The sequence below is a fragment of the Sorangium sp. So ce1153 genome (genome assembly GCF_051521595.1).
Taxonomy (GTDB): Bacteria; Myxococcota_A; Polyangia; order Polyangiales; family Polyangiaceae; genus Sorangium.
Window position 1 is genome coordinate 10,980,237 of record NZ_CP150361.1, and the last position, 24,862, is coordinate 11,005,098.

Annotated in this window: 21 protein-coding genes; 13 read left to right on the forward strand and 8 right to left on the reverse strand. The window is 71.0% G+C overall.

The window, feature by feature from the left end:
* Positions 1 to 297: 297 nt before the first annotated feature.
* From WME85_RS39695 to WME85_RS39710, 4 genes are all read left to right on the forward strand, one after another.
* Positions 298 to 606, forward strand: a complete 309-nt coding sequence (locus tag WME85_RS39695) for an RNA recognition motif domain-containing protein (protein WP_437828704.1) — start codon at positions 298 to 300, stop codon at positions 604 to 606.
* Between the two features lie 313 nt (positions 607 to 919).
* Positions 920 to 1,102 (forward strand): hypothetical protein, encoded by a 183-nt coding sequence (locus WME85_RS39700; RefSeq protein WP_437828707.1) that lies wholly within the window; start codon positions 920 to 922, stop codon positions 1,100 to 1,102.
* A gap of 273 nt (positions 1,103 to 1,375) precedes the next feature.
* On the forward strand, positions 1,376 to 2,059 hold the full coding sequence (locus WME85_RS39705; protein ID WP_437828709.1) for a hypothetical protein: 684 nt from the start codon (positions 1,376 to 1,378) through the stop codon (positions 2,057 to 2,059).
* Between the two features lie 541 nt (positions 2,060 to 2,600).
* Positions 2,601 to 3,140: a hypothetical protein gene (locus tag WME85_RS39710; protein WP_437828711.1), complete on the forward strand. Its 540-nt coding sequence runs from the start codon at positions 2,601 to 2,603 to the stop codon at positions 3,138 to 3,140.
* A gap of 263 nt (positions 3,141 to 3,403) precedes the next feature.
* Here the strand turns inward: WME85_RS39710 and WME85_RS39715 are convergent, their stop codons facing one another.
* Positions 3,404 to 5,551 (reverse strand): choice-of-anchor Q domain-containing protein, encoded by a 2,148-nt coding sequence (locus WME85_RS39715; protein WP_437828713.1) that lies wholly within the window; start codon positions 5,549 to 5,551, stop codon positions 3,404 to 3,406.
* Positions 5,552 to 6,517: 966 nt separating this feature from the next.
* On the opposite strand from WME85_RS39715, the gene WME85_RS39720 reads away from it, so the two are divergent.
* From WME85_RS39720 to WME85_RS39735, 4 genes are all read left to right on the forward strand, one after another.
* Positions 6,518 to 7,825 (forward strand): LLM class flavin-dependent oxidoreductase, encoded by a 1,308-nt coding sequence (locus WME85_RS39720; RefSeq protein WP_437842476.1) that lies wholly within the window; start codon positions 6,518 to 6,520, stop codon positions 7,823 to 7,825.
* Positions 7,826 to 7,908: 83 nt separating this feature from the next.
* Positions 7,909 to 8,652, forward strand: coding sequence for a dienelactone hydrolase family protein (locus tag WME85_RS39725; protein ID WP_437828716.1), 744 nt, complete (start codon positions 7,909 to 7,911; stop codon positions 8,650 to 8,652).
* A gap of 14 nt (positions 8,653 to 8,666) precedes the next feature.
* Positions 8,667 to 9,647, forward strand: coding sequence for an aldo/keto reductase (locus WME85_RS39730; protein ID WP_437828718.1), 981 nt, complete (start codon positions 8,667 to 8,669; stop codon positions 9,645 to 9,647).
* Positions 9,648 to 9,899: 252 nt separating this feature from the next.
* Complete coding sequence (locus WME85_RS39735; RefSeq protein ID WP_437828720.1) at positions 9,900 to 10,550, forward strand: HAD family hydrolase; 651 nt, start codon at positions 9,900 to 9,902, stop codon at positions 10,548 to 10,550.
* A 43-nt stretch (positions 10,551 to 10,593) separates the two neighbouring features.
* On the opposite strand, the gene WME85_RS39740 is transcribed toward WME85_RS39735, so the two are convergent.
* Positions 10,594 to 11,421 (reverse strand): class I SAM-dependent methyltransferase, encoded by an 828-nt coding sequence (locus tag WME85_RS39740; RefSeq protein ID WP_437828722.1) that lies wholly within the window; start codon positions 11,419 to 11,421, stop codon positions 10,594 to 10,596.
* A 156-nt stretch (positions 11,422 to 11,577) separates the two neighbouring features.
* Here WME85_RS39740 and WME85_RS39745 point away from each other — a divergent pair, with 156 nt between their 5' ends.
* Positions 11,578 to 12,420 carry a helix-turn-helix domain-containing protein gene (locus tag WME85_RS39745; RefSeq protein WP_437828724.1) on the forward strand — a complete coding sequence of 281 codons (843 nt, stop codon included), beginning with the start codon at positions 11,578 to 11,580 and terminating at the stop codon, positions 12,418 to 12,420.
* 471 nt (positions 12,421 to 12,891) lie between these two features.
* Here WME85_RS39745 and WME85_RS39750 read toward each other — a convergent pair whose 3' ends face one another.
* On the reverse strand, positions 12,892 to 13,677 hold the full coding sequence (locus WME85_RS39750) for a phytanoyl-CoA dioxygenase family protein (protein WP_437828727.1): 786 nt from the start codon (positions 13,675 to 13,677) through the stop codon (positions 12,892 to 12,894).
* Between the two features lie 186 nt (positions 13,678 to 13,863).
* Positions 13,864 to 14,448: a hypothetical protein gene (locus tag WME85_RS39755; protein ID WP_437828730.1), complete on the reverse strand. Its 585-nt coding sequence runs from the start codon at positions 14,446 to 14,448 to the stop codon at positions 13,864 to 13,866.
* 1,286 nt (positions 14,449 to 15,734) lie between these two features.
* Between WME85_RS39755 and WME85_RS39760 the strand changes: the two genes are divergently transcribed.
* Both WME85_RS39760 and WME85_RS39765 read left to right on the forward strand, forming a co-directional pair.
* A complete protein-coding gene (locus WME85_RS39760) occupies positions 15,735 to 16,442 on the forward strand; it encodes a DUF5131 family protein (protein WP_437828733.1) in 708 nt (235 codons plus the stop codon).
* A 227-nt stretch (positions 16,443 to 16,669) separates the two neighbouring features.
* Positions 16,670 to 17,404 carry an iron-containing redox enzyme family protein gene (locus WME85_RS39765; protein WP_437828734.1) on the forward strand — a complete coding sequence of 245 codons (735 nt, stop codon included), beginning with the start codon at positions 16,670 to 16,672 and terminating at the stop codon, positions 17,402 to 17,404.
* A 140-nt stretch (positions 17,405 to 17,544) separates the two neighbouring features.
* Here WME85_RS39765 and WME85_RS39770 read toward each other — a convergent pair whose 3' ends face one another.
* Positions 17,545 to 18,567, reverse strand: coding sequence for a hypothetical protein (locus WME85_RS39770; protein WP_437828736.1), 1,023 nt, complete (start codon positions 18,565 to 18,567; stop codon positions 17,545 to 17,547).
* Positions 18,568 to 19,088: 521 nt separating this feature from the next.
* Between WME85_RS39770 and WME85_RS39775 the strand changes: the two genes are divergently transcribed.
* Positions 19,089 to 20,009: a transposase gene (locus WME85_RS39775; RefSeq protein ID WP_437842478.1), complete on the forward strand. Its 921-nt coding sequence runs from the start codon at positions 19,089 to 19,091 to the stop codon at positions 20,007 to 20,009.
* 448 nt (positions 20,010 to 20,457) lie between these two features.
* Here WME85_RS39775 and WME85_RS39780 read toward each other — a convergent pair whose 3' ends face one another.
* From WME85_RS39780 to WME85_RS39790, 3 genes are all read right to left on the reverse strand, one after another.
* Complete coding sequence (locus WME85_RS39780) at positions 20,458 to 21,465, reverse strand: cupin-like domain-containing protein (RefSeq protein ID WP_437828739.1); 1,008 nt, start codon at positions 21,463 to 21,465, stop codon at positions 20,458 to 20,460.
* Between the two features lie 52 nt (positions 21,466 to 21,517).
* Positions 21,518 to 22,123: a hypothetical protein gene (locus WME85_RS39785; protein ID WP_437828741.1), complete on the reverse strand. Its 606-nt coding sequence runs from the start codon at positions 22,121 to 22,123 to the stop codon at positions 21,518 to 21,520.
* 244 nt (positions 22,124 to 22,367) lie between these two features.
* Positions 22,368 to 23,606: a hypothetical protein gene (locus WME85_RS39790; RefSeq protein ID WP_437828744.1), complete on the reverse strand. Its 1,239-nt coding sequence runs from the start codon at positions 23,604 to 23,606 to the stop codon at positions 22,368 to 22,370.
* Between the two features lie 263 nt (positions 23,607 to 23,869).
* Between WME85_RS39790 and WME85_RS39795 the strand changes: the two genes are divergently transcribed.
* Positions 23,870 to 24,817, forward strand: a complete 948-nt coding sequence (locus WME85_RS39795) for a hypothetical protein (protein WP_437828747.1) — start codon at positions 23,870 to 23,872, stop codon at positions 24,815 to 24,817.
* Positions 24,818 to 24,862 lie beyond the last annotated feature (45 nt).

Here is a 24,862-nt window from a genome sequence, read left to right on the forward strand (position 1 = left end):
ATTATCGAAGATCCTCCGGGAGGCGCCGCGCATACGAAGAAACCGGCGCGGTACCCCTTGCGCACCACGCCGTGCCGGCGTACCCTGCCCTCCTCACGACGTCACTGGCTCTCGACACGATGCTTTTTCTCCCTCTGCACGAGGGAGGCGTTGCTCGCGCGGATGACTGGACGACGCACCGTGTGCCTGCGCGGGATTCGCCGCGCGGCACGTCACCGTTCGATCCGCGACGGCTTCATCGAATGGCGGGCGAAGAGCGCTCACGAGCGCAACTGCAGGCCGTGAAAGCAATGTGTCATGGGTAATCGTCTTTACGTCGGCAATCTCTCGTACAACACCACGCGCGAGTCCCTCGAGAGCGCGTTCGCCGGCAGCGGCGAGGTCCGCGAGATCTCGATGCCGACCGATCGCGAGACCGGCCAGCCGCGCGGGTTCGCGTTCGTCACGATGGGCTCGGCCCAGGATGCGAACAGCGCGATCTCGCAGCTCAACGGCCTGATGCTCGATGGGCGCGCGCTCAAGGTCAACGAGGCGCAGGAGCGTCCGGCCGGCGGCGGCGGCGGACGCGGCGGCTTCGGCGGCGGCGGCGGGCGCGGTCGTTACTGATCTCGCGCTGCTCATCCAGCCTAGATAGGGCGGCGGATCCTCCGAGGGTCCGCCGCTTTTTTTTTGCCGCCCCGTGAGCCTGCGCGCGAGCCAGCCGAGCTCGGGCGGGCCGCCGAGCGCGCGGTGGGGAGCCCTCTCCGCGTGCGCGCCTCGTCAAACGTGCCAGAGAAACCAGGCTGCTCGTGTAAAGTGCGGGCACACGCTCCGGCACGGCCATGACCACATGGCAGCCTGTCGGGGCGTTCGCCCACAGATCCCACCGAGAAGCCTATTCGAGACGCCCGCTCAAGGGCGTCCTGGAGCTGGAGTCATCATGCAACGACAGACCGCGTTGAAACGCCAGAAAGAGCGCGCCCGTATCGAGAAGCAGCGCGAGAAGACGGCGAACCGCCTCGAGCGCCGCAATGACAAGGGTTCGACCGGCGCCCAGGCGCCGGGGGAAGATCCGGATATCGCCGGCATCATCCCGGGGCCGCAGCCGCCCGCCGTCGATTGAGCTTCGCCGCCGCGCCGCGCTGCTCCGCGCGGCGCGGATCGCGAGCCGATGCCCTGCCGGGGCAGACCTCCTGACGCTCACGCCCGGCTCCTCGCTCCAGCACGGGCGCTGGCTCCCACCCTCTCCCGCCGCGCGCGGAGCGAGCAGCAGATTCGACGACAGCCTCTCACCTCCGTGACCAGGCGACTCCGGGGTCCTCTCCCCGGGCGCTGCGGATCGCGAGGCCGCGAGCTGTGATAGTGCTCGTCTTCCCGGGGGGAGAAAGAAAGCACCATGTCGGAGTCGAAGCTCGCCGCGCCGCAGATGGTCATCGATAGCCGGATGCTCTACTCGAGCTGGGTCCCAGCCGATCCGGACGCCGCCGCCGCGCTCCTGCCGAACGGGCTCAGGCCCGCCGAGAACAGGGCCATCTACATGAACCAGTACGTGGTCGACAGGCCGGAGCAGACCTCCGGCTTCGGAGCTTACTCGCTCACGTACCTGGGGCTGGATCTCGCGGGTCACACGACGCCTGACGGCGCGGGCCCGGCGCGCTTCTTCACGCACTACTTCAACTCCTCCGACGCCGTGCGCCGGTACGTGGCCGAGCGCGGCGTGCCGGCGTCGCCCGGGGCGACGACGCTCAAGCTGCACGGCAAGGAGCTCGTGGCCACGACCTCGGTGGACGGCGTGCCCATCATCCGGACCACGGCGCGCGTCGGCAACAAGATCGGCGTTGTCGCGCGCGGACACCTCACGTACGTGACGAGGCTCGGGGATCGGCTCGTCGCCGGCAACTACCCCTATATCGCGGACATGGCCGACCCCTACGAGCTCCTTTCCGTCGAGTTCCTCGCGAAGGATCACCCGGTGTACGCGCTGCGGCCCGGGAGCCCGCTCCAGGTGGTGAAGAGCGCCTCGTGGTACTCGCCGCGCGACTCCTTCGTGTATCCGGGCGGAGAGCGGGACCTCGTCTGACGACCACCGGCCCCGGCCCGGCCGGGGCTCGCGCGCGCCGCGGCGCCGCCCAGCGCCGCGGCTCTCGTCCCGGCGGTACCGGCCGTCGCTCACGCCGGCGTGACGCTCGGCCGCGCCCGGTACGGCGAGCCAGACGAAGAAGACCGCCAGGACGCCGAGGACGCCGGGAGAACCCAGAAATCGCGGCTGCCTGCAGCCGCTTTCGTCCCTGGCGGTTCCCCATCCGTCTCGTGCGAGCGCAGGAGCGCCGTCCCGGGTGAGGCCGCGTCCTCCCGCCGGGGCGAGCAGCCCTGTGCCCATCCTGCCCGCGCCGGCCGCCGCGCGCGAGAGGACAGATCGGCAGGGTGGAGCTCACGAGATCTCGTCAGAGCGCTCGTGAAGGAAGGCGGGAGGGTTGGAAGATCGATGAGCTATCACGCCTCGCCCGTCGCGCCGCGCCGGGCGCGCGCGGTCCTATCGTGCACAACGAGGCCCCCGGTACGTCGGTTGCTCCGAGCCCCCCGGCGGCCGGAGACGGCCGCTCTTACAAGGGAGAGAACGAATGAACCGATTGACCCGATTCGGAGCACTCTCGGCCTTCCTGTCGCTCGTCCTCTGGGGCGGCAAGGACGTGGCGGCCGCTCCGATACCTGCCGCAGTGAGCAGCAAGCAGCTCAAGGACCTGACGACCGCGGACGTCGAGTCCGCGTGTCAAGCGATCGCGCCGAGCCTCTCGCTCTCCAAGGAGGATACCTGTGAGTTCGCCGGCATCCTGTGGTCCACCGTCGGACAGGAGTGCAACGCGGTGAAGGAGAAATGCATGGCCGAGGCCGACCCCCCAGCGACCCAGCCGGACGACGCCGCGGCGGCTCCGGCGAGCTGTCTGCCTCCCGCCGACGCGCGCACGGGCTGCACCGCGACCGTGGCCGAGTACGAGGCCTGCCTGCTCGCCCACGTCGCGAGGCTCCGGGCGCTCACGTGCGCTTCGACCGCGAGCACGATCGAGTCGCCTGTCCAGGAGTGCGCGCTGATCACGCAGAAGTGCCCTGATATCGCCGGCGGCGACGACGACGAAGGCGGCCAGGGCGCCGCCCAGCCCTGACGGCGACGCGCGGCGCGCCTCGCTGGCAGGCCGTCGCGCGCGCTGAGGAGCTGATTCACCAGCGGGGCGCGCCGGCGGGTCGCGGGCTGGGCGAGCCGCCCTCGACCGCGGCGTGGTGACGCGGGCCGGGCGAGCCGCCCTCGACCGCGGCGTGGTGTCGCGGGCCGGGCGAGCCGCCCTCGACCGCGGCGCGGTGACGCGGGCCGGGCGAGGGCGCTCGACCCGGCCTGCGCGACCCCGCGCCTCGCGGGGCCGGCGCGGCCTCAGCGCTCGTCGGCGCCGATGTCGATGCGCGCGCCGCTCGTCCGCGCGCCGCCGTCGATGTCGGTGGCGCCGCTCCGGCTGCCCAGATCGACGCCGGCGTCGACCGCCGGCGAGCCGCTGGTCAGGTGGAGGTCCGACGGGGGCCCGACGAGGAGCGGGTCGACGAACCTCGCGTGCGGGTCGGAGAAGGCGCCCGCCGAGCTGCGGCTCGCGCCGAAGAAGATGTTGTTGTCGACGGTCACGTTCCTGTTGTTGCTGCCGCTGCTCACGTAGTCGTTCCCCGACGTGGCGCGGAGGATGTTGTTCTGGATGAGCACGCCGCTCGAGTTGTTCTGGATGATGATCTCGCCGCCGGCGGCCTGGTAGAGCGTGTTGTTGAGCACCGCGATGTCCGCCGCGTTGCCCCTGTTCGTGGCGTAGCCGCCGATCATGATGTTGCCCTGGTAGCTCCGCGACACGAAGTTGTTCCGCACGGTGATGTTGCTGGTGGTCTTGCCCGCGTGCTCGCTGGCGATCTCGATGCCGATGTCGCTCGAGTCCACCTTGTTTCGTTCGATGACGATGTCCTTGCCGCCGTCGACGTAGATGCCGTCAGCCGACCGCTCGCCGTCGTACGCGGGGTTTCCGGCCGACGAGATGTTGTAGACGATGTTGTCCACGCACACGCCGTCTCTCGCCTGGTCCGAGCCCGAGGGGCCGGTGCCCTCGAAGCCGATGAAGTCGATGCCGATGTTGTCGTTGTCGTGGACCGTGTTGCGCGAGACGACGAACTTGGTGACGTTGCCGTTGAGGACCATCGCCTCGCTCGAGCCGAGCTTGCAGTTCCGGATCTCGTTCCCGTCGACGAGGAGGTCGGTCATCGGCGTCGCGGACGTCCCGTAGAAGGCGATGCCGTGGGCGTCCTCGGAGCTCTCGATGTGGTGCACGAGGTTGTTGCGGATCTCGAGGTAGCTCGAGCTGCCGCTCACGCTGATGCCCATGGGCGTGTCGCCGCTGCCCTTGAAGTTCTGCACCGTCATGCCGGTGACCTTGATGTAGTTCTTGCTGGAGATGTCGATGCCGACGCCGCTCTTGCCGGTCCCGTCGAGGATCGCGCCGGCCTCGCCCTTGAGGGTGATGCAGCCGGCTGCAGCGGTGCCGCTCCTCGTGAAGGAGACCTTCTCGTTGTAGGTGCCCGCCTTGACGACGACGGTGTCACCTGCGGCCGCCGCGTTGAGGCCGGCCTGGATCGTCCGGTGGTCGCCTCCGGATGGCGCGACGGTGATGGTCCTGCCGCTCGAGCGATCGCCGCAGGCTCCGGCGACCGGGCTGGGGGTGGGGTCGGGGTCGGGGTCGGAGGTGGAGCCGGCGTCGCCGCACACGCCGGGCGACCCGCCGCCGCCGCACGTCTGGGTGCCAGAGCATGTTCCACAGCTCGCCACGGTGCGGGGGTTGCCGCAGCTGTCATTGGCGGAGAGCGGGCCGCAGCTCCTGGCGAGCCGCGCGCAGAGCTGCGCGTCGGTCTCGGGGACGCACTCGGGCGTCGGCCCGCTGGTGAGGGTGGCGTTGAGGACCAGCAGGTCGACGTCGGACGCGTCGGCGTTGCTCGTGGTTCCGTAGCGGATCTTGAGCTTGCCGCCCGACACGAACCGAGCGTGCGGGGACGGGAGCGAGATGGTGGCGGCGCTCCAGGCCCAGGACGAAGCGAACGCGTTGTCGCCGATCTTGACCCAGGTGCTGGTGCTGTAGTCCCAGGCGTCGAAGGTCCAGAGCATCTCGGCCTTCGCGGGCCCTCGGTAGTTCACCGACAGGCTGAGCGCCGAGACGTCGGCGTCCGAGGCGCCGGCCGGCAATGCGTACTCGCACTGAGCCTGGCTGCCGGGGTTGAACTCGACATACTTGCTCCACGTATCGGCCGTGCCGCTCAGATCTTTCGTCGCCAGGGCCTGAGCGCCCTGGCCTCCGGTGGACCCCTTGAGGACGGTCAGCTTCGAGCAGGTCATCGTCGCGCTCGAAGCGAGCCCGGCGCCCAGCGTGTCGGAGTCGGGCTCATCGGGTCCGCCTTGCGTCGCGCATGCGGGAAAGAGCCCGACGGCGAGCAGCAGGGCGCCGGGCGAAGCGTACCGATGCATCGTGGGAGTCATCCGGTTCTTGCGCGATCGGTTCATGGGTCGTGGTCCTCGTTGTTTGGCTGATGACGCTGGAGTCGCGTACACGACGCGTGCACCAGGCGCTTCGACGCGAGGACATTGCAAGCAGGCGGCCATGACGCTCGTCCTGCGGGAACGACGAGGCGATCGCCCTGATGGCGCGATTCGATGGCTCGAGCGATCACGCGATCTTGCGCAACGATCGTACAGTTGCGCATCGTTCGGACAGCGGTCGGTTCGCGAGGCGTTGGGGTGAAGAGGGGTTCAGTACGATCGAATAGGGCTGGCGGTACTGGATTCCAGCTCTGCAAAAGATTTCTGGCTGCGTGCAATTCAACCTGGGTCGGGTCGCCGCCGCCGCCCCCGCAACCTGGGTCGGGTCGCCCCGGTCGCCCAACCTGGGTCGGGTCGCCGCAACCTGGGTCGGGTCGCCGGTCGCAACCTGGGTCGGGTCGGGTCGCCGGTCGCCCAACCTGGGTCGGGTCGCCGCCGCCGCCCCCGCAACCTGGGTCGGGTCGCCCCGGTCGCCCAACCTGGGTCGGGTCGCCGCAACCTGGGTCGGGTCGCCGGTCGAACCTGAGTCGGGTCGCCGCAACCTGGGTCGGGTCGCCCCGGTCGCGGAACCTGGGTCGGGTCGCCCCGGTCGCGGAACCTGGGTCGGGTCGCCCAACCTGGGTCGGGTCGCTGGTCGCCGGTCGCCCAACCTGGGTCGGGTCGCTGGTCGCTGGTCGCCGCGCCGGCGGCAACCTGGGTCAGGTCGCCGGGGTCGGGTCGCCGGGGTCGCCGCAACCTGGGTCGGGTTGCCACCAACCTGGGTCGAGTCGGCCGCCGGCAACCCGGGTCGGGTCGCCGGTCGCCATCCGCCCTAGCGTCGCAGCATCCGCTATAGTAGACACGCCACATGACGGTGAAACGCTCGGAGTGGCCGCTCGCGCGGCTCGGGGTTCAACGGTGGTCGCACGCACCCTGAAGCTGGGCGCGTTCATGCGCCCGGTCAGCATCCACACCGGCGCCTGGCGCTACCCAGGGGCCTACCCGGACGCGAACTTCAACTTCGCTCACCTCAAGCGCTTCGCGCAACGCCTGGAGCAGGCTCGCTTCGACGCGTTCTTCATGGCCGATCACCTGGCCGTGTTGAACATGCCGCTCAACGCGCTCGTGCGCAGCCACACGGTCACGTCGTTCGAGCCGTTCACGCTGCTCTCCGCGCTCGCCGGCGCCACGGAGCACATCGGCCTGGTGGCGACCGCGTCGACCACGTTCGATCAGCCGTTCCACGTGGCCCGGCGCTTCGCGTCCCTCGATCACCTGAGCGGCGGGCGCGCCGGCTGGAACATCGTCACCACCGCGAACCCGGACGCAGCCCTGAACTTCGGCCTCACCGAGCACGTCGAGCACGACGAGCGCTACCGGCGCGCGCGCGAGTTCTTCGACGTGGTCACCGGGCTCTGGGACAGCTTCGCCGACGACGCGTTCGTGCGCGACGTCGAGGCCGGGATCTACTTCGACGCAGCGCGCCTGCACGTCCTGGATCACCGGGGCAAGCACTACTCGGTGCGCGGTCCCTTGAACATCGCGCGCCCGGTCCAGGGCTGGCCGGTGATCGTGCAGGCGGGCGCCTCGGAAGCAGGCCGGCAGCTCGCGGCCGAGACCGCCGAGGTCGTGTTCGCGGCGCAATCCACGCTGGATGGCGCGCGCCGCTTCTACGCCGACGTCAAGGGCAGGCTGGAGCGCCTGGGGCGGCACCCCGACACGCTCAAGATCTTGCCGGGCGCGCTGGTCGTCGTGGGGGACACCGTCCAGGAGGCGCTGGAGAAGCGCGCCCGGCTCGACAGCCTCGTGCACTTCGACAGCAGCATCGCCTCGCTCTCGATCGCGCTCGGCTGCGACGCCGCGCGGTTCGATCCGGACGCGCCGCTCCCGGAGATCCCGCCCACGAACGCCGGGCAGAGCGGGCGCGAACGCGCGATCGATCTGGCGCGTCGTGAAGGGCTGACGGTGCGGCAGCTCGCGCAGCGCCTCGGCGGCTTCGGGGGGCTCGCGTTCGTCGGCACGCCCGGGACCATCGCGGATCAGATGGAAGAGTGGCTGGTCCAGAACGGCTGCGACGGCTTCAACATCATGTTCCCCTACTTGCCGGGCGGCCTCGACGATTTCGTCGATCGCGTCGTCCCCGAGCTCCAGCGCCGGGGCCTGTTCCGGCGTGAGTACGAAGGGCGAACGCTGCGCGAGAACCTGGGGCTCGCGCGGCCCGCCAACCGCTTCTTCCCGACCACCGCCGCGGCGCGCTGAGCGCTGCCGGGGCGCCCGTTCGATAACCCGTCAACTCTCCAACCGTCGCGCACGAGGAAACGATGTCACGAGCTACAGTCACCTTGAAGACCCGAGACGGGCAAACCGAGGCCTCCGTCTTCCGCCCCGACTCCGGCGAGGGTCCCTGGCCCGCGGTGCTGGTGTATCAGGATGGCCGCGGCATCCGGCCTGCGCTCTTCGAGCTGGGGGAGCGCATCGCGCAGGGCGGCTACTTCGTCCTGCTGCCGGATCTGTTCTACCGCGCCGGCCCGTACGAGGCGCCGGACGCCGAGGCGTTCGGCCGAGATCCGGAGCTTCGCAAGCAGTGGCAGCAGAAGTACATGTCCACGGCCACCAAGGCCAACGTGCGCTCGGACACGGAGGCGTTCCTCGCCTTCCTGGCAGCGCAGCCCGACGTCAGGTCCCTGTCGATCGGCACCACGGGGTATTGCATGGGAGGCGGGCTGTCGCTGTCGGCCGCCGGCCATTTCCCCGATCGTGTGATCGCGGCGGCGTCTTACCACGGCGGCAACCTGGCGACCGACGACCCGGAGAGCCCGCACCTCCTGGCGCCGCGCATCCGGGCGCGCGTCTACGTCGCGGGCGCCGTCGAGGACGCCTCGTTCCCGGACCAGCAGAAGCAGCGCCTGATCGGCGCCTTCGAGCAGGCCGGTGTACAGCATACGGTCGAGACCTATGCAGGCGCGAAGCATGGCTGGGTCCCCTCCGATTCGTCGGTGTACGACCGGGACGCGTCCGAGCGCCATTACCAGACGTTGCTCGCGCTGTTCGACGCGACGCTCAAGTCGGCGCCGCCGAAGAACTGAAGAGGAGGAGCACCATGACGGATCTACCCACTCGCCAGCTCGGACGCACCGGCGTCCGCGTCACCACGCTCGGCTTCGGCGCCATGGAGCTGCGGGGCGCCCCGCGCGGCCCCGAGCTCTCGGACGAGGACGCGGAGCGCATCCTGAACGACGTGCTGGACGCCGGGATCAACTTCATCGACACCTCCATCGACTACGGTCGCAGCGAGGAGCGGATCGGGCGCTTCATCTCGCACCGCCGGCACGAGTACTTCCTGGCCTCGAAGTGCGGCTGCGTCGTCGGCGGGGCCCAGGGCGAGCACGTGCACACGGCGCAGAACATCCGCCACGGCGTGGAGAACAGCCTGCGCCTGCTGAAGACGGACCACCTCGACCTCGTGCAGTTCCACCGGAGCCTCACCCGGCGAGAGTTCGAGCAGGACGGCGCGCTGGAGGAGGCGCTGAAGCTCAAGAGCGAGGGCAAGGTTCGCTTCCTCGGCGTCTCGGGCACGCTGCCCAACCTGGTGGAGCAGATCGAGATGGGCGTCTTCGACGCCTTCCAGATCCCGTACTCCGCGCTGCAGCGCGAGCACGAGGACGTGATCAGCAAGGCAGCCGAGGCCGGCGCGGGCACGATCATCCGCGGCGGCGTGGCGCGCGGCGCGCCCACCGACTGGCAGCGCACGAACTACATGCTGCCGGGCACCACCATGCAAGACCGCTGGGAGCGCGCCAGGCTCGACGAGCTGCTCGACGGCCTCAGCCGGCTCGAGTTCACCCTGCGCTTCACGCTCTCGCACCCGGGTCTGAGCACCACCATCGTCGGAACCCGAAATCCGAAGCACCTGCGCGACAACCTGCAGTTCGCGAGAAAAGGTCCCCTGCCGGGCGAGGTGCTCGCCGAGGCGAAGCGGCGCTTGAGCGAGGCGGGATCGGCGCCGGAGCCCGTCCCGGCGGCGAGCACACGCCCGCTCAACACGGCGCAGGCGGCGGCGTCCGCGGGGAACCAGCTCTGAGGAGCGGCTCTGGCGAGCAGCCTGCGCGGGGCGGCGCTTGCCGCATCCTCGGACGGCGAGTGGCGACCAGATCGCGCCGGAGGTCCCGCCATCCACGTTGATGCTGGTGCCGTCTGCCGCCCGCGCTGCTGCGCTGGCAGCAGACGGTGGTGATCTGCTGCTCCGGCATGGGCACGACCCGCGTCCGCCGGGGAGGCGACCCGCGGAGGCGGTCCGCTGCGATGCGGTATCGTGGCCCGCGAGGACAGGCGCATGAGCGCGATCATCTTCGACTGTGACGGCACGCTGGTGGACAGCGAGCGCCTGGGCAACGAGGTGCTCGTCGAGCACGCGGCCGACCACGGCGTCAGCATGACGGTCGACGAGGCGACGGCGCTGTTCCGGGGCTGCAAGATGGCGGATTGCGTCGCGGCGCTCGAGGCGCGCGCGGGGAGAGCGCTGCCTCCTTCGTTCGTCGCGGAGCTCAGGCGGCGCACGGCCACCGCGTTTCGCGAGCGATTGCGCCCGATGGACGGGGCCCTGGCCCTGGTGAGCGCCCTCTCCGTCCCTTTCTGCGTCGCGTCGAGCGGCCCGCGGGAAAAGATCGAGCTGAGCCTCTCGGTGACCGGCCTGTTGCCGTTCTTCTCGGGCCGCATCTTCAGCTCGTACGAGGTAGGCGCCTGGAAGCCGGACCCCGGATTGTTCCTGCACGCAGCGGGCGCGATGGGCATTCCACCGTCCGAGTGCGTCGTCGTGGAGGACAGCGGCCCCGGGATCGCCGCTGGCCTCGCCGCCGGGACGACCGTGGTTGCGCTGCAAGGGGAGCGCGCGGAGGGGCGCGTTGCGGACGGCGTTCGCGTCGTGCGCAGCCTCGCGGAGCTCCCAGGGTTGCTGGGCCTCGCGCCGGCCGCACGCGCCCTCTAGCGCCCTCGGGTGCGGCTCCGCCACGGCCCGGACGCCGCGCGCGTCAGCGGCGACCGATCGCGACGTTCGCCGTCGCCGGCACGCGAACGGCGCCGCCTGGCTCGGCGCAGGCGTCGATGGCGGCGCGCAGCGGTCCGCTCAGCCGGGCGCGCCCGTCGCTGTCGAGCGCGGCGTAGAGCGGCATCAGACGGAGGATCTGGTCGATGTCCTCCATGACGAGATCCACCGAGGGCCCGCCCCAGGCGCCGTCGACCGCGTGCACGGCGACCTCGCCGCACCCGGCCCGGACCATCTCCGCCTTCAGGCCCTTCGGCGAGCAGAGGACCGACATGCCGGGCGGCGGCGGGGGGATCGCCGCGCCCGGGAAGGCGCGGCGGTACGCCTGCAAGAAGAGCGGCGCGGGCCCGGCGCCCTCGGGGTTCACCCAGGTTGCCATGATCACCCGGCCGCCGGGCCGGGTCGCGCGGACGAGCTCGGCCAGCCCGCGCCGCCAGTCGGGGAACAGCATGACGCCGAAGATGGAGAAGCTCGCATCGAAGGTCGCGTCCTCCACCGCCAGCGCCTGCCCGTCCATCATGCGCGCCTCGCTCGCGGGGAAGGGCTGGAGTCGGTCGCGCAAGCGCGCCACCATGCCGGGCGAGAAGTCGGTCGCGAGCACGCGCGCGCCCGCCTCGGCCGCGGCGAGCGCGAGGGCTCCCGTCCCGGCGGCGACGTCGAGCACGCGCTCGCCGCGCGCGACGTTGCCCGCCAGCGACAGCGCCGCGCGCGCGAAATGGGATGTCAGGGGCTCGGCCCAGCGCTCGTAGCTGGCCGCGACAGCGGTCCAGCGCGCCTCGTCACCGGGGGGGAGGTGCTCAGCTCGGTCATGCATCGGGGATCCTCGGGTGGCGCGGATGTCGGTCCGGCGCGAGGAGCCTGGCGCCGGCAGAGGCGCGCGTCCTTGGACGCCTTTCCGGTGGCCTTGGCCTCCTTTTCGATCGCGCCCCGCGCCGCCGCCAGGCCACGGCGATGGTGGTACGCTCCGCGGGTGAGCCACGAAGATCTCGGCCCCAATCCGATCCGGTTCATGCGGCATGCGGGCTGCGGCGACGTCGTGAGGCCGATGCGGAGCCCGGCGGTCCACACCTACGTTGCCCTCGCCCTGCACGTCGGCGGTCGGATGCGGGTCGAGCATCGCGGAGAGTTCGAGCTGCGGGCCGGGCACCTCCACCTCATTCCGGCCGGGGACGCGCACCGCGTGCTGTCCGCGAGCCGCCCCGAGGTATGGGGGCTGGGCTTCTGCCGGACGTGCCTCGACCCGGCGCGCTACGGCGAGCTGCTCGCCCCGATCGACCGCGTCCGCCACGGGGCGTCTCCTGTGGTCGAGCTGCCGACGGCGCGACAGGCGTACGTGCTCGATCTGCTCCGGGAGCTCGAGCGTGAGCAGCAGGCCGGGGGGGCGATGCCGGTGGTCGCCGAGAGCCTGCTGGCGCTGGTGCTCGCGGAGGTGGTGCGCGCGAGCGGCAGCGTCCGGGTCGCGCCGCAGCAGCGTCCCTCGATCGTGGCGGAGGCGCTGACCGTGATCGAGGCCCGGTGCCTCGGGCCGCTCTCGCTCAAGGAGGTCGCGGAGGCGGTGCGACGGACGCCCGCCCACGTGACCACGGCGGTCAAGCAGGCCACCGGGCGCACGGTTGGCGCGTGGATCGTGGAGGGACGTCTTGCCGAGGCGAGACGCCGGCTCCTCGCGACCGACGAGTATGTCGACGTCATCGCCGAGCGCGTTGGCTACGCCGACCCGAGCCACTTCGTGCGCCTGTTTCGGCGCCACCACGGCGTCACCCCCGCCGCCTGGCGCGCCCAGCACCGCGAGCAGCGAGCCGACCCAGGTTGAGCAGCGACCCGGCCGCGATCTGACCCAGGTTGAGCAGCGACCCGCGGTTGCGCGAGCTGACCCAGGTTGAGCAGCGACCCGGCCGCGCGACCCGACCCAGGTTGCGCGACCCGGCGCGACCCGGCGACCCGACCCAGGTTGAGCGGCGGCCGCGACCCGACCCAGGTTGAGCGGCGGCCGCGACCCGACCCAGGTTGGGCCCCCGACCCCACCCAGGTTGCGCGCGACCCGACCCAGGTTGGGCCGCGCCGCGCCGCGACCCAGGTTGGGCCGCGCGACCCGACCCAGGTTGCAACCTGGATCGAATTTTCAGCCATGGCGCTATTTTTCAACCTGGGTCGGGTCGGGTCGCCCGACCCGGACCAGGTTGCGACCTAGATCGAATTTTTCAGCCATGGCGCCGCCCCGCCGCCGCCGCCTCAACCTGGGTCGGGTCGCCGCCGTGGATCGATCACCCGGCTCGTCGGCGGATCACAGAGCGCCGCTCAGCGCCCCGCGAATCGCCTGCTCGACCGGTGATTGCTCGCCGCCTTCGCGCTCGAGCCGCAACGGCTCGGACGGAAGCAGCGGCGGTTGGGCCAGAAAGCGCGGGCGCGTGCCGCGGTGCGGCTGCGCGGAGTGCACCAGGAACGGATGACATAGATAGACCGTCCCCGCCTCGCCCGTCGCGAGCACCTGCGATCGATGCACAGTCTCCTCGAAGCCGTTGGCGGCCAGCTCGCGCAGCGTCAGCCCCTGCTCGCCCGCCGGCGCGAGCTGCCTCGCGATGTCCAGATGCGACCCCGCTCGGATGCGCGTCGGCGCGTCGGACTCCCCGACGTCCGAGAAGAGAAACAGCATGAGCAGCGCGCGGCCGCGCGACGCGACGTTCGCGCGCCACGACATGAAGTCCGGGTTCTCGGTGCCGAAGCTCGCGTCGATATGCCAGCCCGCATCTCCAGGGTCCTCAGGCGACGGGAAGCGAACGGGGAACGTGCCGAGCACCGTAAGCGGCTGCCAGCGCCCGCGACCGACCAGCTGATCGAACGCGGCCCGAAGCACCGGCGTGCTCGCCGCGTCAGCGAACGGTCGCTGGCCGTAGAGCCCGAGTCGGACGACCGGCTTCGTCCACGTCTTCGGATCGTTCGGATCCATCCCCGTGTCACGCCACAGGATCGCGCGGCCCTCGTCGGCGACGGTCCGAGGAAACGCCGCGTCGATACGGACGAATCCCTCCGCGATGAAGTGCTCTATCTGCGAACGGCTCAGCTCATTCATGTGGTTCCACTCCGTATGGCCTCTCTCGACCCTTCGAGCAGGCCGGGACGGGCTCGACGGCGCTCGGCCACCCCGATCCGGGTCGGCCGCTCCGGCAGCGACCGAGACCTCGGGGTGCGCGTACGCGCCGAGGAGCTGCCGTCGCTCGCCGCAGTCAGCTTCGACGGCGGCGCTGCGGCCCTGGGCTCAGTCCTCGCCCCGGATGCGATGGCTGAGGTACATCGCCGCCAGCTTTCCGAGCTGGCTCGCCGCGTCCCGCGCACGACCGCCGGTCGATGGATTGATCAGCGACGCCGGCGACTTCGCTTCGAACATGACCTCGTCGAGCACCATCCCGGCCGGGTCGGTGATCTGCACCGTCGCCTTGACGACCGTGTCCATGTTGAAGACGCCGGTGAAGACGCCGGGCTCGTAGAACGTCACGTTCGAGCGGATGAAGAACGGCGCGTCGGCCGCGCTCGTCGCCTTGACGACGATGGCGTCCTCCGACGCTGCCTCCGCCATGAGGGCCGCGGTGAACTGCTCGTTGATCGCCGCCTTGTCCTCCTGCCAGCTCTGCTGCTGCTCGGCGTCCTTCTCCGCCATCCACTCGGCCTCGGATTTGTTGCCGACCTGGAGGGCGATGAACGTCACCGGGACGACCCCGAAACGCCCCTTGCCGTAGAACGGGTTCGGCGCAGCCTGACGGATCGTCTTCCAGGGGTGCCCGCACCCGGCGAGCAGGGAAGTGAGGCAAAGCATCAGGATCCAGAGCGCATGTCGACGGTGCACGGAGGGCCTCCTTGGCATTCAAACAGTCGCGCCGCGCGGGCGCCCGGTGGCGGCGCGCGGGCGCGCGATGCTAGCGGCAAGCGCCCGCCGGCGGAAAGGACAACCGTCCATGGTCGCGAAGCGCGGTCAATCGAGAGCCGTGATAAGGCGGCGGCGCCGCCTCGTCGAACCGCTCCAGCCCATCATCGCAGAGCGTGTCCCAGGGGCTCGGGTCGCCGCCCCGGCGGCGGCTCACGCCGGGACGCAGACCCCGCCGGCAGCGCAGACGCAGCATTCTCCGCACCCGCCGCTGTTCACGCAGTCGATACACCGGCCCGCCCCGTCGCACTGATCCTGCTGCATGTTGCACAAGGTACCTGCCGGCGCGGGCCCCTCCGCGCAGAGCCCGTTATCGCATGTGTATCGGTAACATTCCGTCGAGCTGCCGCACTCGACGTCGCCCGTACACTCGACCGGCACGCAGCGGCCAGCGTCGTCGCAGCGCCCCCCTGGGCACGGCCCCGGCTGGGGCGAGTGGATGGGCGCTGTCCCGTCGCAGGTGTCAGACGTGCACGGATTGCCATCGTCCTCGGGCTCATCCGCAGCAACGACGATCGAAGCGCCGCGATCATCGCAGAAGATCTGCTGGCAATCGCCGGCCGCCGTCGCAATCTCGGTGCCTTCCGGCAACGGCGCCGCGCCACACCTGCCTTCGACGCACGCAGGGATCTGGCACGGGTCCGCCGGGGCAGCACAGTCCGAAGGCGCCGCGCAGCTCTCGCCGGAACCGGTGCTCGAAGCGCCGTCGCTGCCTGCCCCACCGGCGTCCGCGCCGCCTGTCCCGCCAGCACCGCCAGCGCCGCCGGAGCCCCTGTCGACGAAGCTGCGTTGCTCGGCGGAGCACCCAGCGAGGGCAGCGACCAGGAAAATCCGCAGGAGAGCCGACCCCATGCCGCCGACACAGCGATACGGACCCGGTGCAGGGATGGAAGACGACCACATGCGCCGCATCATAAAGCCGATCCGACCCAGGTTGACACCGCGCGCGGGTCGGGGCCGCGCTGCGCGCGTTGGCCAGACCTCACGCAATCTGGTGGAGAGACCGCTCGCGCAGCCGATTTCAGCACCAGCGGATCATCGCCACGTGCCGCCAGCCGCCACGCTCTTCATTTGCTTCGCCACCGCAGCACGCTCGTTGTGCAGGGCCTTGTCTTTCCTCCTCGAGGTGAGACGCTGGAACTGCGGTGAGACACTGGACCTTCTGGAACTGGCGCGATGCCCCGCACGCTCCGCGGGCGTGGATGGACATGGCCGATCGGCTCGTGGTGCTCGAGCCCATCGCCTCGCTTCCGCCAGCGACCGTGTTGTCCGAGGCGCTCGCCATGGCCGATCGCGGCGCGTGCGCGGTGATCCCGGCGCGTTCGCCGGCGATCGTGTCCTGCGTGCAACACGCGCGCGTCATCCCGGCGCTCGTCGCGACGACACAGGCCGAGGTCGAGGCCGGCCTTCCCGCCATCCTCTCAGCGCCAGCCGCCTGCCGCGCGCTCTGGCTGGAGCCCCGCGAGGCGATCGACCTGGGGCCGGACCCCGCTGCGGCGTGCTCGGATCCGAGGCTGCTCTGCCCGCGCTGCGGTGGGTTCGGCCGCGTGTCGCACGGGGTCGACGTTTACGGCAGCCCGGGCCACGTCCAGTGCGACGCATGCCGCGGGTCCGGCGGCGTGGACTGGGTCATCCTCCGCGGCGGCGACGCGCCGGTGCGTCCTGCGTGGGTGACGAGCATCCGCGATGCGTGCTCCGAGGCCGGGACGCCGTTCAGCTTTCTCGGCTGGGGCACGCACGCGCAAGGCCCCACCGTGGCGCCGTCGCGCGCGAGCGCGCCACACCGGTCAGCGCGGCGAGTGGGCGAGGACGATCCGGAGGATCGACCGCCGTCGACGCGCAGCGAGGGCGCCGAGCGCTGGGACACGCTGCTGGCCGGTGAGACGATCGACGAGCGACCAGCGATCGCCAGATGAAGACCGACGAAGGCCGAGCTCGAGCAGAGAGCGCCGGCGTCGCCGCCAGGACCGCCTGTGGCGACCGTCCATGGCCACCCCCGGCGCTCATCGTGACAGCCCAGCACACCGCTGTGCCTGGCGGGGCGAAGGCGGCGCGACATCCTCCGCTCGAGCGGCGGCGGCGGCGCTGGGCAGACGTCGCTCGTGCGGTAGAACAAAGCCTCCCTTTGCCGAGGAGCTGCCGCATGACGAGTCGTCTTCAGGAGCGCCTGCTCGCGATCATGGACCGCAAGAACCACTGGGCCTGGACGCACCTCACGGGCCCTGGCCTCACGCGCGACCAGCTCGCGGTCCACTTCCGGCACGAGTACCGGGTCTACGTGCGCGACTTCCCGGTGCTGCTCGCGCGCGTGCTCGGCCAGTCGCCGCCGGCCCCGGTGCGCAGCGCCCTGGCGGAGAACCTCTTCGAGGAGCAGACCGGAAAGCTCTCGCTGGGCGTGTCGCATCCGGAGCTCTTCCTCGAGATGATCGACGGCCTGGGCATCCCGCGCGCCGCCATCGAGGACGAGTCCATCCCGCTGGAGCCTGAGGCTCGCGCTTACCGGACGCTGCTCGACCGCGTGAGCGCGGCGCCGCCGTGGGTGGTGGGCGCGGCGGTGCTGACCATCTTCGTGGAGGGCAGCGTGCACGAGCGCGCGGAGCTCGAGGGGCGGCGAGAGGTGCTGCCGATCGAGGAGGCGCTGCGCGCGCACCCCATCGTGCGTCACTACGGATGTCCCCCGGAGCAGATGCGTCTGGCGAGGGCGCACCGGGCGGTGGAGGGCGGGCACCGGCGGGACGCGTGGGAGATGGTCCTCGGGCACGTGCCGGACGAGGGACCGACGGCGGACGCTGTCACCGCAGCGGTGGCCGCGGCGCATGCGGCCTGGATGGAGTACCGGGACGGCGTGGCGCGCGCGATGGGGCTCCGACCGGGGTGAGCGGGCCGCCCGCACGAGGAGCGCGAGCCTTCCGCGAGCGTGTGCGGCCCGCGCGAGTCCGCGACGAATACCTCGTGTCCGAGCTCCGTGAGGCCGCGCGAGCGTCCCGCCGACGTGGGCCGCACCGATGACTCCGATCTTCAGGCGCTCTCCGCTCGGGTGCGGCGGATGCGCGCGCCGAGCTCTTCGAGCCTCGCAAGGAAGCGTGCGGGGTCGAGCACGCTCTCCGGGTGGTAGAGGCCGGGGCCGACCGGAGGACCGCCGGTGAGCCCCAGCAGGCGCTCTGTCGTGATCGCTGCGCCGTACGCGCTGAGGCGCCCATGGCTGTCCGCGTCGATGATGTCGTAACGCAGCCGCGCGCTCGATCCGTCGTGGCGCTGCCCCGACACCTCGATGACGAGGTCCGTCACCTGCCCGGCGCCACGCTTGGTCGCGTCTCGCGCGGCGATGTCGACACGGATCGACCGTGCGTCGGTGGCCGCTGCGAGGCTGACCACGTCGAGGAGCGGCAAGGCCTGGCCGACGACCTCCACACCTTCGGCGTCGACGATGCGCCGTGTCGAGGCGTCGCCTCGCGCCCAGGTCCATTTGCCGCCCTCGAGGAGGAGCGCAGCCTGCGCGATCTGCTGGTTTCGCTCGAAGTCGGCCTGCGCTGCGGGACCGCCGTGATCGTCCGCGTCGATCACGCAGCCGATCGCGATCGTGTCGACGCGTCGAAGCTCCTGCGCGAGGTGCAGCGCCGCGAGCGTCGCCGTGCCGCCGAGGGCGTGGCCCAGCATGAGGATGGGAGCGCGCGTCGGTCGCGCGATGTAATGGGCGACCACAGGACCGATCTCCGAGACGAAGTCAGAGAAGGCGACGTAAGGCACGCCGTCCGCCTGCGCGCGCTTCATGGCGTTGGACGCCCCGTCCTTGACGAGCACGACGAGGGCGCTGAACGACGCGCCACGATCGAGACCGAGGTCGTCCCGGTCGATGTCGACGGACGTCGCCGTCGTGGGACCGCCGACCTCCGCGGCGACCGCGGACGCTTTACGCGCGTCGCGTCCGGCGATCGCGATCGGGAGGTCTGGCTGCAGCCGCCGGAGGGCCTTCGCCGCGCGCGCGCCTACGTGGCCGGAACCGCCGATCAAGAGAACAGGTGACATCGTTCGTGTGGTCATGCGGATGGACTCCTCCCGCCAGGTCGCGCGGGCGCCCGAGGTGTGTTCGACGCTAACTTACTGTTGGTAAGTTACCTTTGGTAATATGTACCGATCCGCGGTAGTGTCAAGGCGGATGGAGGAGGCGACCCGACCCAGGTTGGCGCCCGGGGCGACCCGACCCAGGTTGGCGCCCGGGGACCGGGGGGACCCGACCCAGGTTGCGGCGCCCGGGCGACCCGACCCAGGTTGGCGCCCGGGGACCTGACCCAGGTTGCGGCGCCCGGGGACCCGACCCAGGTTGCGGCGCCCGGCGGCGACCCCGACCCAGGTTGAGGAGCCGGAGCCGGCGGCGACCCAGGTTGCGGGGCGACGGCGACGGGGCGACCCGACCAACTTGGGGCAGCCGCGGCAACGCAGCGCGCATCGGCCGAGGTGGCGGCGCCATGGCGGAATTGGCGGCCGCCACCCACCAAGCCGGGCAAATCCTTGAAATGAACCACCCTACCTTCAGGCACAGCGCTTGTCTCTGCACCCCGGCCATGAGCCAGCCTCGCGAGATCGCTCCAGGCGTCACATACCTGATCACCCGACGCGTCCTGCGCCGGCACCTGCTGTTGCGGCCTGATGCGACCATCAACCAGCTGTTGGTCTATGCCCTCGCCGTCTCGGCGCGCCGCTACGGTGTCGAGGTTCATGCCCTCTGCGCCATGTCGACGCACCTGCATCTCGTTGTGACCGATGTGCGGGGTGTGCTGCCGCGCTTCTTGCAGTTCTTCCATCGCCTCGTCGCGCTGGGCACGAAGGTGCTGCGCAAATGGGAAGGGCCGGTATGGGATCATGAGGCCACCAGCGTGGTGAAGCTGCTGACGCAGGCGGCGGTGGTGGAGAAGATCGCCTACGTACTCGCAAACCCGGTGGCTGCTGGTCTGGTCCTGCATGCGACGGAATGGCCAGGTGTCAAGGTGGATGTGGGGGAACTCGGCCGTGGCGCGCTTCACGCGACGCGTCCCTCGGCATATCTCGACCCGGAAAACCCGCAGTGGCTCGACGAGGCGACGCTCCCGCTCGTGCTGCCGCCCGTCATCGCACAGGAAAACGCCGATTGCTTCCGTCGTCAGGTGGCTGATGAGCTAGCCCGCATGGAAGCGCAGGCCCATGCAGAGGTGCACCGGCGAGGTTTCGGCTTCTTGGGCGCCGAGCGAGCCAGCAATGTCTCCCCCTACGAGCGAGCCACGAGCTTCGAGGACCTGTGTGAGCGCAATCCGACATTCGCAGTCGGCCGTGAGCAGGGTGATGCGTGGCGAACCGCTGCTGCTGCGGTGCGTACGTTTCGCGCCTCGTACCGCGCTGCGCTCGAACGATGGTGCGCTGGCGTGCGCAGCGCTGTGTTTCCGGTGGGGACATGGTGGATGCGCATATTCCATGGGGCCCACGTGAATGAGGTGGTGCTCGCGGCGTAAAGCCGGTCGCAGGAGCACGACAAGATACATGGCGGAGCGTGCAGGTCGGTCGGGACCCGGGTCAAGACCCCGGACCGCAACCCGCGCCAAGACCGCGATCTAGTCTAGGTCGACTTCGGGGTCGGTCGGGTCGCTCGGACCGCAGGATCGATCGGAACACAACCCGGGTCGCTCGGCCGGATGACTCCGAACCAACTCCGCCACCCGGATCGGTCGAAGGCCGGATAACTCAACCTGGGTCTGGCTGGATAGCTCGACCCACGTCGAGCGAGACACGGGATCCACCGGGGTCGAGTCGGCGGGGTCGGGTCGTCTTGGCAGAGTCAACCTGGGTCGGGTCGTTCAGTCAACCTGAGTCGGGTCGTTTGGCCGGTCGGAGTCGGGTCGTCTTGCCGAGTCAACCTGAGTCGGGTCGTCGGGTCGCAACCTGAGTCGGGTCGTCCGCGACCTACGCGACGTTGCTCGGCCGGTACCAGTCGAAGTTGTTGTGGAACGGGAAGCTGTTGATCCCCAGGCTGATGCTCGCGTCGAGCGCGCGGACATGGTGCCACCAGCCGACCGGAATGAAGAGCGCCTCGCCCGGCTCGAGCACGACGTCCTTCACGAGCACCGGCTCCATCGAGCCCTGCTCCGGGTCCCGAGCGGCATACATCGCGCGCGCCCCCTCGAACAGCGATGTCTCGAACGGCGCGATCATGCGGTAGCGCTTCCTGCCGTACACCTGGCCGAAGAGGATGTTGGATGTGTCGTAGTGGAGCGGCGTCACGGTCCCCGCGGGGCCGAGCCACAGCGCCGAGCTGCCCAGGAGCCGCTGCGCGGCGCAGTACCCGTCCGGGAGCACCACGTCGTTCAGCAGCGCGCCGAGCCTCGTCCGCTCGAGGACACGGTTGTTGGCGACCATGTAGAAGTCGTTCGTCTCCGTGCGCGCGGCCTCGATGCGCGCGACGAAGTCGCGCAGCGACGTGCTCTCCGTGTGTCGCGCCGCGTGCATATCGTAGTCGGGGTCGCTCAAGCGTCCCGTCGTCACGTCCACCACGACGTCGCCGAAGGTCTCGGAGAGATAGGCCGGCGTCCACCGGCCGAACGCGGGCCAGCGGGTCACCACGTCGGTCAGGATGACCGGGATGTTCCCGGCGACATACACGTCGCGAAGCTCCGCGGCGGACACGCCGGACCGCCGTGGAATTTCCGTCGGATCGCGGGCCGCCGCCGCCATCCGCTGCTGCAGCCGCGCCAGCATCTCGTGTTGCCTCGCCGCGCGGGCGAACGGCCGAGCGGCGAGGAAGATGGGCGAACCGACGATCGCCGAGATGAGCTCTCTGGCCTGTGCGCCGCTCACGCCCGCGGCCTGGAGCTGCTCCGAGACCAGGCCTTCCGCCACGCCGCGCAGCAGGTTCTCCGTGGCCCATCGCCACCATTCGGGCGCGACCTCGAGCTCGCGATCATGTTCGCCCATCTTCCACCTCCATGACGTTACAGGATCTGCACCGGCGCCACGCGGGAACGGCTCACTCGCACGGGGGAGGCATCGGCGGCGGCATGGGCGGGATGACCTCGCCCTCCTCGTCGTCCGGCGGTGGAGGCGGCATCGGTGGGATGATCTCTCCCTCGTCACCGCCCGGCGGCGGCGGCGGCATCGGCGGGATGATCTCGTCATCCGGCGGCGGCATCGGCGGGATGATCTCTCCCTCATCGCCGCACGGCAGCGGAGGTGGCATGGGCGGGATGACCTCGCCCTGCTCGTCGTCCGGCGGTGGAGGCGGCATCGGTGGGATGATCTCGCCGTCCGGCGGTGGAGGCGGCATCGGTGGGGTGATCTCGCCTTCGTCGTCGCGCGGAGGAGGCATGGGCGGGATCGGCTTCCAGTCGCCACAGCCCTCGTCCGGCTGAGGCTCGGTGGTGATCTGGTGGCCTTGATCTCCTTCCTGGTCGGTGCTCGGCGCACCACAGGCAACCACGAAGACGGCGGCAGCCGCGGCGGCAGCGCGGGACGCCCCCCGTATCAGGGCCGCCGTTCGCGGCGGGGGCGTGGGCAGCGGCGACAGCAAGGCTGCATCGTCCTGAAGAAAGACACGTGACATGAACACCTCCGCTGTCGCCGTCGTGCAGGACATGTGCCAGCGCCTCACCGCTGGATATCGCTGGGAATCTCGCGACCTGCGGCCGTGCCCCGCAGCGCTCGCCCTGCCCTGGCCCAGAGTGGCGCACCGTGGTTGCCGCCCCCGCCACCCCCGGTGAGTGGCGCACCGTGGTTGCCGCCCCCGCGTGGTTGCCGCCCCCGCGACCCCCGGAGAGTGGCGCACCGTGGTTGCCGCCCTCGCCACCCCCGGCGCCCCGGCGCCGCGCGCCCCGCATGGCTCAGCGCAGGGCCCGCGCCAGCGCGGCGTCGTCGAGCTCCTCCTCGGCGGCCTGCTCGAGCGCCGCGCGCAGCGCGTCGTCGGCCGTGGTCCCGGCGGCGACCCGGATGCGGTCCTGCGCCTCGGGGTAGCCGGCCACGCGCAGGAAGAGCGCGGCGCCGACCCGGCGATCCCGCGGGGCGTCGGCGTCGTCGAGCGCGTGGACCGCGTCCTCCGGGATCATGCCGGTGGCGCGGTAGTCGCCGGTGGCGAGCAGTTTGCGCAGGTCTTCCCGCCAGGCCGCGACGTCGCGGCCGCGCCGCTCCAGCGCCTCGGCCCCGCGCGGCGCGGCCCCGCCGGCGACGCGCCGGTGCGCCTCGCGAATGCGCACCGCGACCGCATCGCTCTGGGCCTCCCCCGTCTCGAGCACGAGCGTGCCGCTCTTCTGGCTCACGAGGAGCAGCGCATCGCCGTCCTTCCGGATCTCCGTGAGCTCGGCATACGGCACCCACGCGCTCGAGAAGGACCGCTCGACGCGCACCCCGTCGCTGCCCACCACAACCTGGGTGGGTCGGGCGGCACGGCGGAGCAGCCAGGTGGGCACCAGGGTGAGGACCAGCCACGCCATGGCCAGCGCGGCGCCGATGTGCCCGAAGAGCCCCCCGAGCACGACGAGCCACAACGTCATCAACGCCGGCAGCCCAGCGCAGCCGGCCACGAGCTCGCGGTGGACACCGCCGAGCGAGATCGCGACGCGCCGCTCCGCGGGGCCGATCCCGAGGCCCGCGAGCAGGCGCGCGCCCTCCTCCTCGCTCGCGACCTGCACGTCGAGCACCTGCCCGCGGCGCAGGTGGAGCTCGACCCGCATGCGCGGCTCGGGCAACACCAGGCCGGAGCGGACCTCGGCGCGCGGGATCCAGCGCTCCGCGGCGCCCATGGCGAGGCGCAGGCCGCCCGCGCCCGCGGCCACGCGCACCGGGCCCCGCCGGCTGACGGGCGTCGTGGAGAGGAAGACGCTCACCAGGGCGAGACCGAGGGCGACGAGCGCCCCGGGAATCACCAGGGTCAGCGTGTGGAAAGAGTGAGAGCGAAGGCCCTCATGGCCCAGCAAGTCCGCCATCATCAAGATGAGCACGCTGGCCACGAAAGGCCCCCCGATCGCGAGCAGCGCGAGGACCCCGAAGACGCGGCCCAGGCCCTCATGGCGCCACCCGACGCGGGGGCTCGTGAGCTCGACGGAGGGCGGGGACGCGGGCAGCATGGTCTGGAGGGCGGGGTGGGCGGGTCAGCTCGACGGAGAGGAATCGCAGCGGCAGGTGGACGAGATCAAGCGTCTCACGGCGCGGCGCCCTGCGCAGAGAGGGCTTGTGGCGCGGGCTCGCGCACCGCCCCTCGCGCTCGCGCCCGCAACGAAAGCCCACGCCGCCCACTCCTGCGGTTGGGCCTGACATGCGGGTGGTTCACTGATAGAGTCGCGCGCATCGCTTGGGCCATTCTGCGCCCTTTGTTGAGGAGATCTCCAGCATGTCCTTCTTGGCTCGTTCCTTCAGCTTGTTGACCATGGTCACGCTTGCATCCGTGGCCGCGTGCGGCGACGACTCCAGCTCCGGGAGCGGCGGCGCCGGCGGCTCCGGGGGGGAAACCGCGGGCCCCGGGAGCACCTCCTCCGGCACCGGCGGCGCCGCCACGACCACCGGCGTCACCACCACCGGCGCCACCACGACCACCGGCGTCACCACCGCCGGCGCCACCACGACCACCGGCGTCACCACCACCGGCGCGACGACGGGAACCGGGGGCGACACCACGACAAGCACGGCGGCCGGGGGCACGGGTTCCGGTGGGTGCAGCATTTTCTGCTCCGACTTCGAGGGCGGCTCGCTCCCCTCCGAGCTCCAGTTCTTCCCCGAGTACCTGCGCGCCAGGGCCGGCGAATTCGTCACGCTGGACAGCTCGGGCCACAGCGGCTCGCGCTCGGTCAAGGTCACGGGCTCGGACTTCAGCCAGATGCTCGGCATCCCCGTGCCGAGCGCGTTCTGGGGCAGGGTCTACGTCAAGAGCGACACCGCCATCCAGATGGGCCACAACACCTATGTCGCGGCGACGACCGGCAACGGCGATCCCAACGAGGGTGAGCATATCCGCATCGGCGAGCACCAGTGTCAGCTCGAGCTGAACCGCAAGACCGATGACGCCGAGAAGCTCTCGAACGGCGGGACGTACTCGTGCGACGGCGGCGTGAAGCTCGCGGCGAACACCTGGTATTGCCTCGAGTTCAACTACAACGGGCCTGGCAGCGAGGTGCGCGTGTTCGTGGACGGCACCGAGGTCGAGCAGCTCCACGTCACGAACTGGGGGCCGTACGACTACAAGCTCTTCAAGCTCGGCTTCGAGAAGTACCACGGCGGAGCCAAGAACATGTGGTACGACGATCTCGCGCTCGGGTCGGAGCGCGCCGGCTGCGGCCCGTGAGCGCGCGCGGGCCGCGCCGCGCGGACGCGGCCCCGCCCGGCGCGC

Excerpts from the sequence above, each read along its gene's own strand:
- WME85_RS39720 (WP_437842476.1), top strand. The coding sequence starts at position 6,518 with ATGCGCCCGGTCAGCATCCACACCGGCGCCTGGCGCTACCCAGGGGCC.
- WME85_RS39790 (WP_437828744.1), bottom strand. The coding sequence starts at position 23,606 with ATGCTGCCCGCGTCCCCGCCCTCCGTCGAGCTCACGAGCCCCCGCGTC.
- WME85_RS39750 (WP_437828727.1), bottom strand. The coding sequence starts at position 13,677 with ATGAATGAGCTGAGCCGTTCGCAGATAGAGCACTTCATCGCGGAGGGA.
- WME85_RS39705 (WP_437828709.1), top strand. The coding sequence starts at position 1,376 with ATGTCGGAGTCGAAGCTCGCCGCGCCGCAGATGGTCATCGATAGCCGG.
- WME85_RS39775 (WP_437842478.1), top strand. The coding sequence starts at position 19,089 with ATGAGCCAGCCTCGCGAGATCGCTCCAGGCGTCACATACCTGATCACC.
- WME85_RS39795 (WP_437828747.1), top strand. The coding sequence starts at position 23,870 with ATGTCCTTCTTGGCTCGTTCCTTCAGCTTGTTGACCATGGTCACGCTT.
- WME85_RS39760 (WP_437828733.1), top strand. The coding sequence starts at position 15,735 with ATGGCCGATCGGCTCGTGGTGCTCGAGCCCATCGCCTCGCTTCCGCCA.
- WME85_RS39730 (WP_437828718.1), top strand. The coding sequence starts at position 8,667 with ATGACGGATCTACCCACTCGCCAGCTCGGACGCACCGGCGTCCGCGTC.
- WME85_RS39700 (WP_437828707.1), top strand. The coding sequence starts at position 920 with ATGCAACGACAGACCGCGTTGAAACGCCAGAAAGAGCGCGCCCGTATC.
- WME85_RS39780 (WP_437828739.1), bottom strand. The coding sequence starts at position 21,465 with ATGGGCGAACATGATCGCGAGCTCGAGGTCGCGCCCGAATGGTGGCGA.
- WME85_RS39740 (WP_437828722.1), bottom strand. The coding sequence starts at position 11,421 with ATGCATGACCGAGCTGAGCACCTCCCCCCCGGTGACGAGGCGCGCTGG.
- WME85_RS39735 (WP_437828720.1), top strand. The coding sequence starts at position 9,900 with ATGAGCGCGATCATCTTCGACTGTGACGGCACGCTGGTGGACAGCGAG.
- WME85_RS39710 (WP_437828711.1), top strand. The coding sequence starts at position 2,601 with ATGAACCGATTGACCCGATTCGGAGCACTCTCGGCCTTCCTGTCGCTC.
- WME85_RS39715 (WP_437828713.1), bottom strand. The coding sequence starts at position 5,551 with ATGAACCGATCGCGCAAGAACCGGATGACTCCCACGATGCATCGGTAC.
- WME85_RS39770 (WP_437828736.1), bottom strand. The coding sequence starts at position 18,567 with ATGACCACACGAACGATGTCACCTGTTCTCTTGATCGGCGGTTCCGGC.
- WME85_RS39785 (WP_437828741.1), bottom strand. The coding sequence starts at position 22,123 with ATGTCCTGCACGACGGCGACAGCGGAGGTGTTCATGTCACGTGTCTTT.
- WME85_RS39695 (WP_437828704.1), top strand. The coding sequence starts at position 298 with ATGGGTAATCGTCTTTACGTCGGCAATCTCTCGTACAACACCACGCGC.
- WME85_RS39765 (WP_437828734.1), top strand. The coding sequence starts at position 16,670 with ATGACGAGTCGTCTTCAGGAGCGCCTGCTCGCGATCATGGACCGCAAG.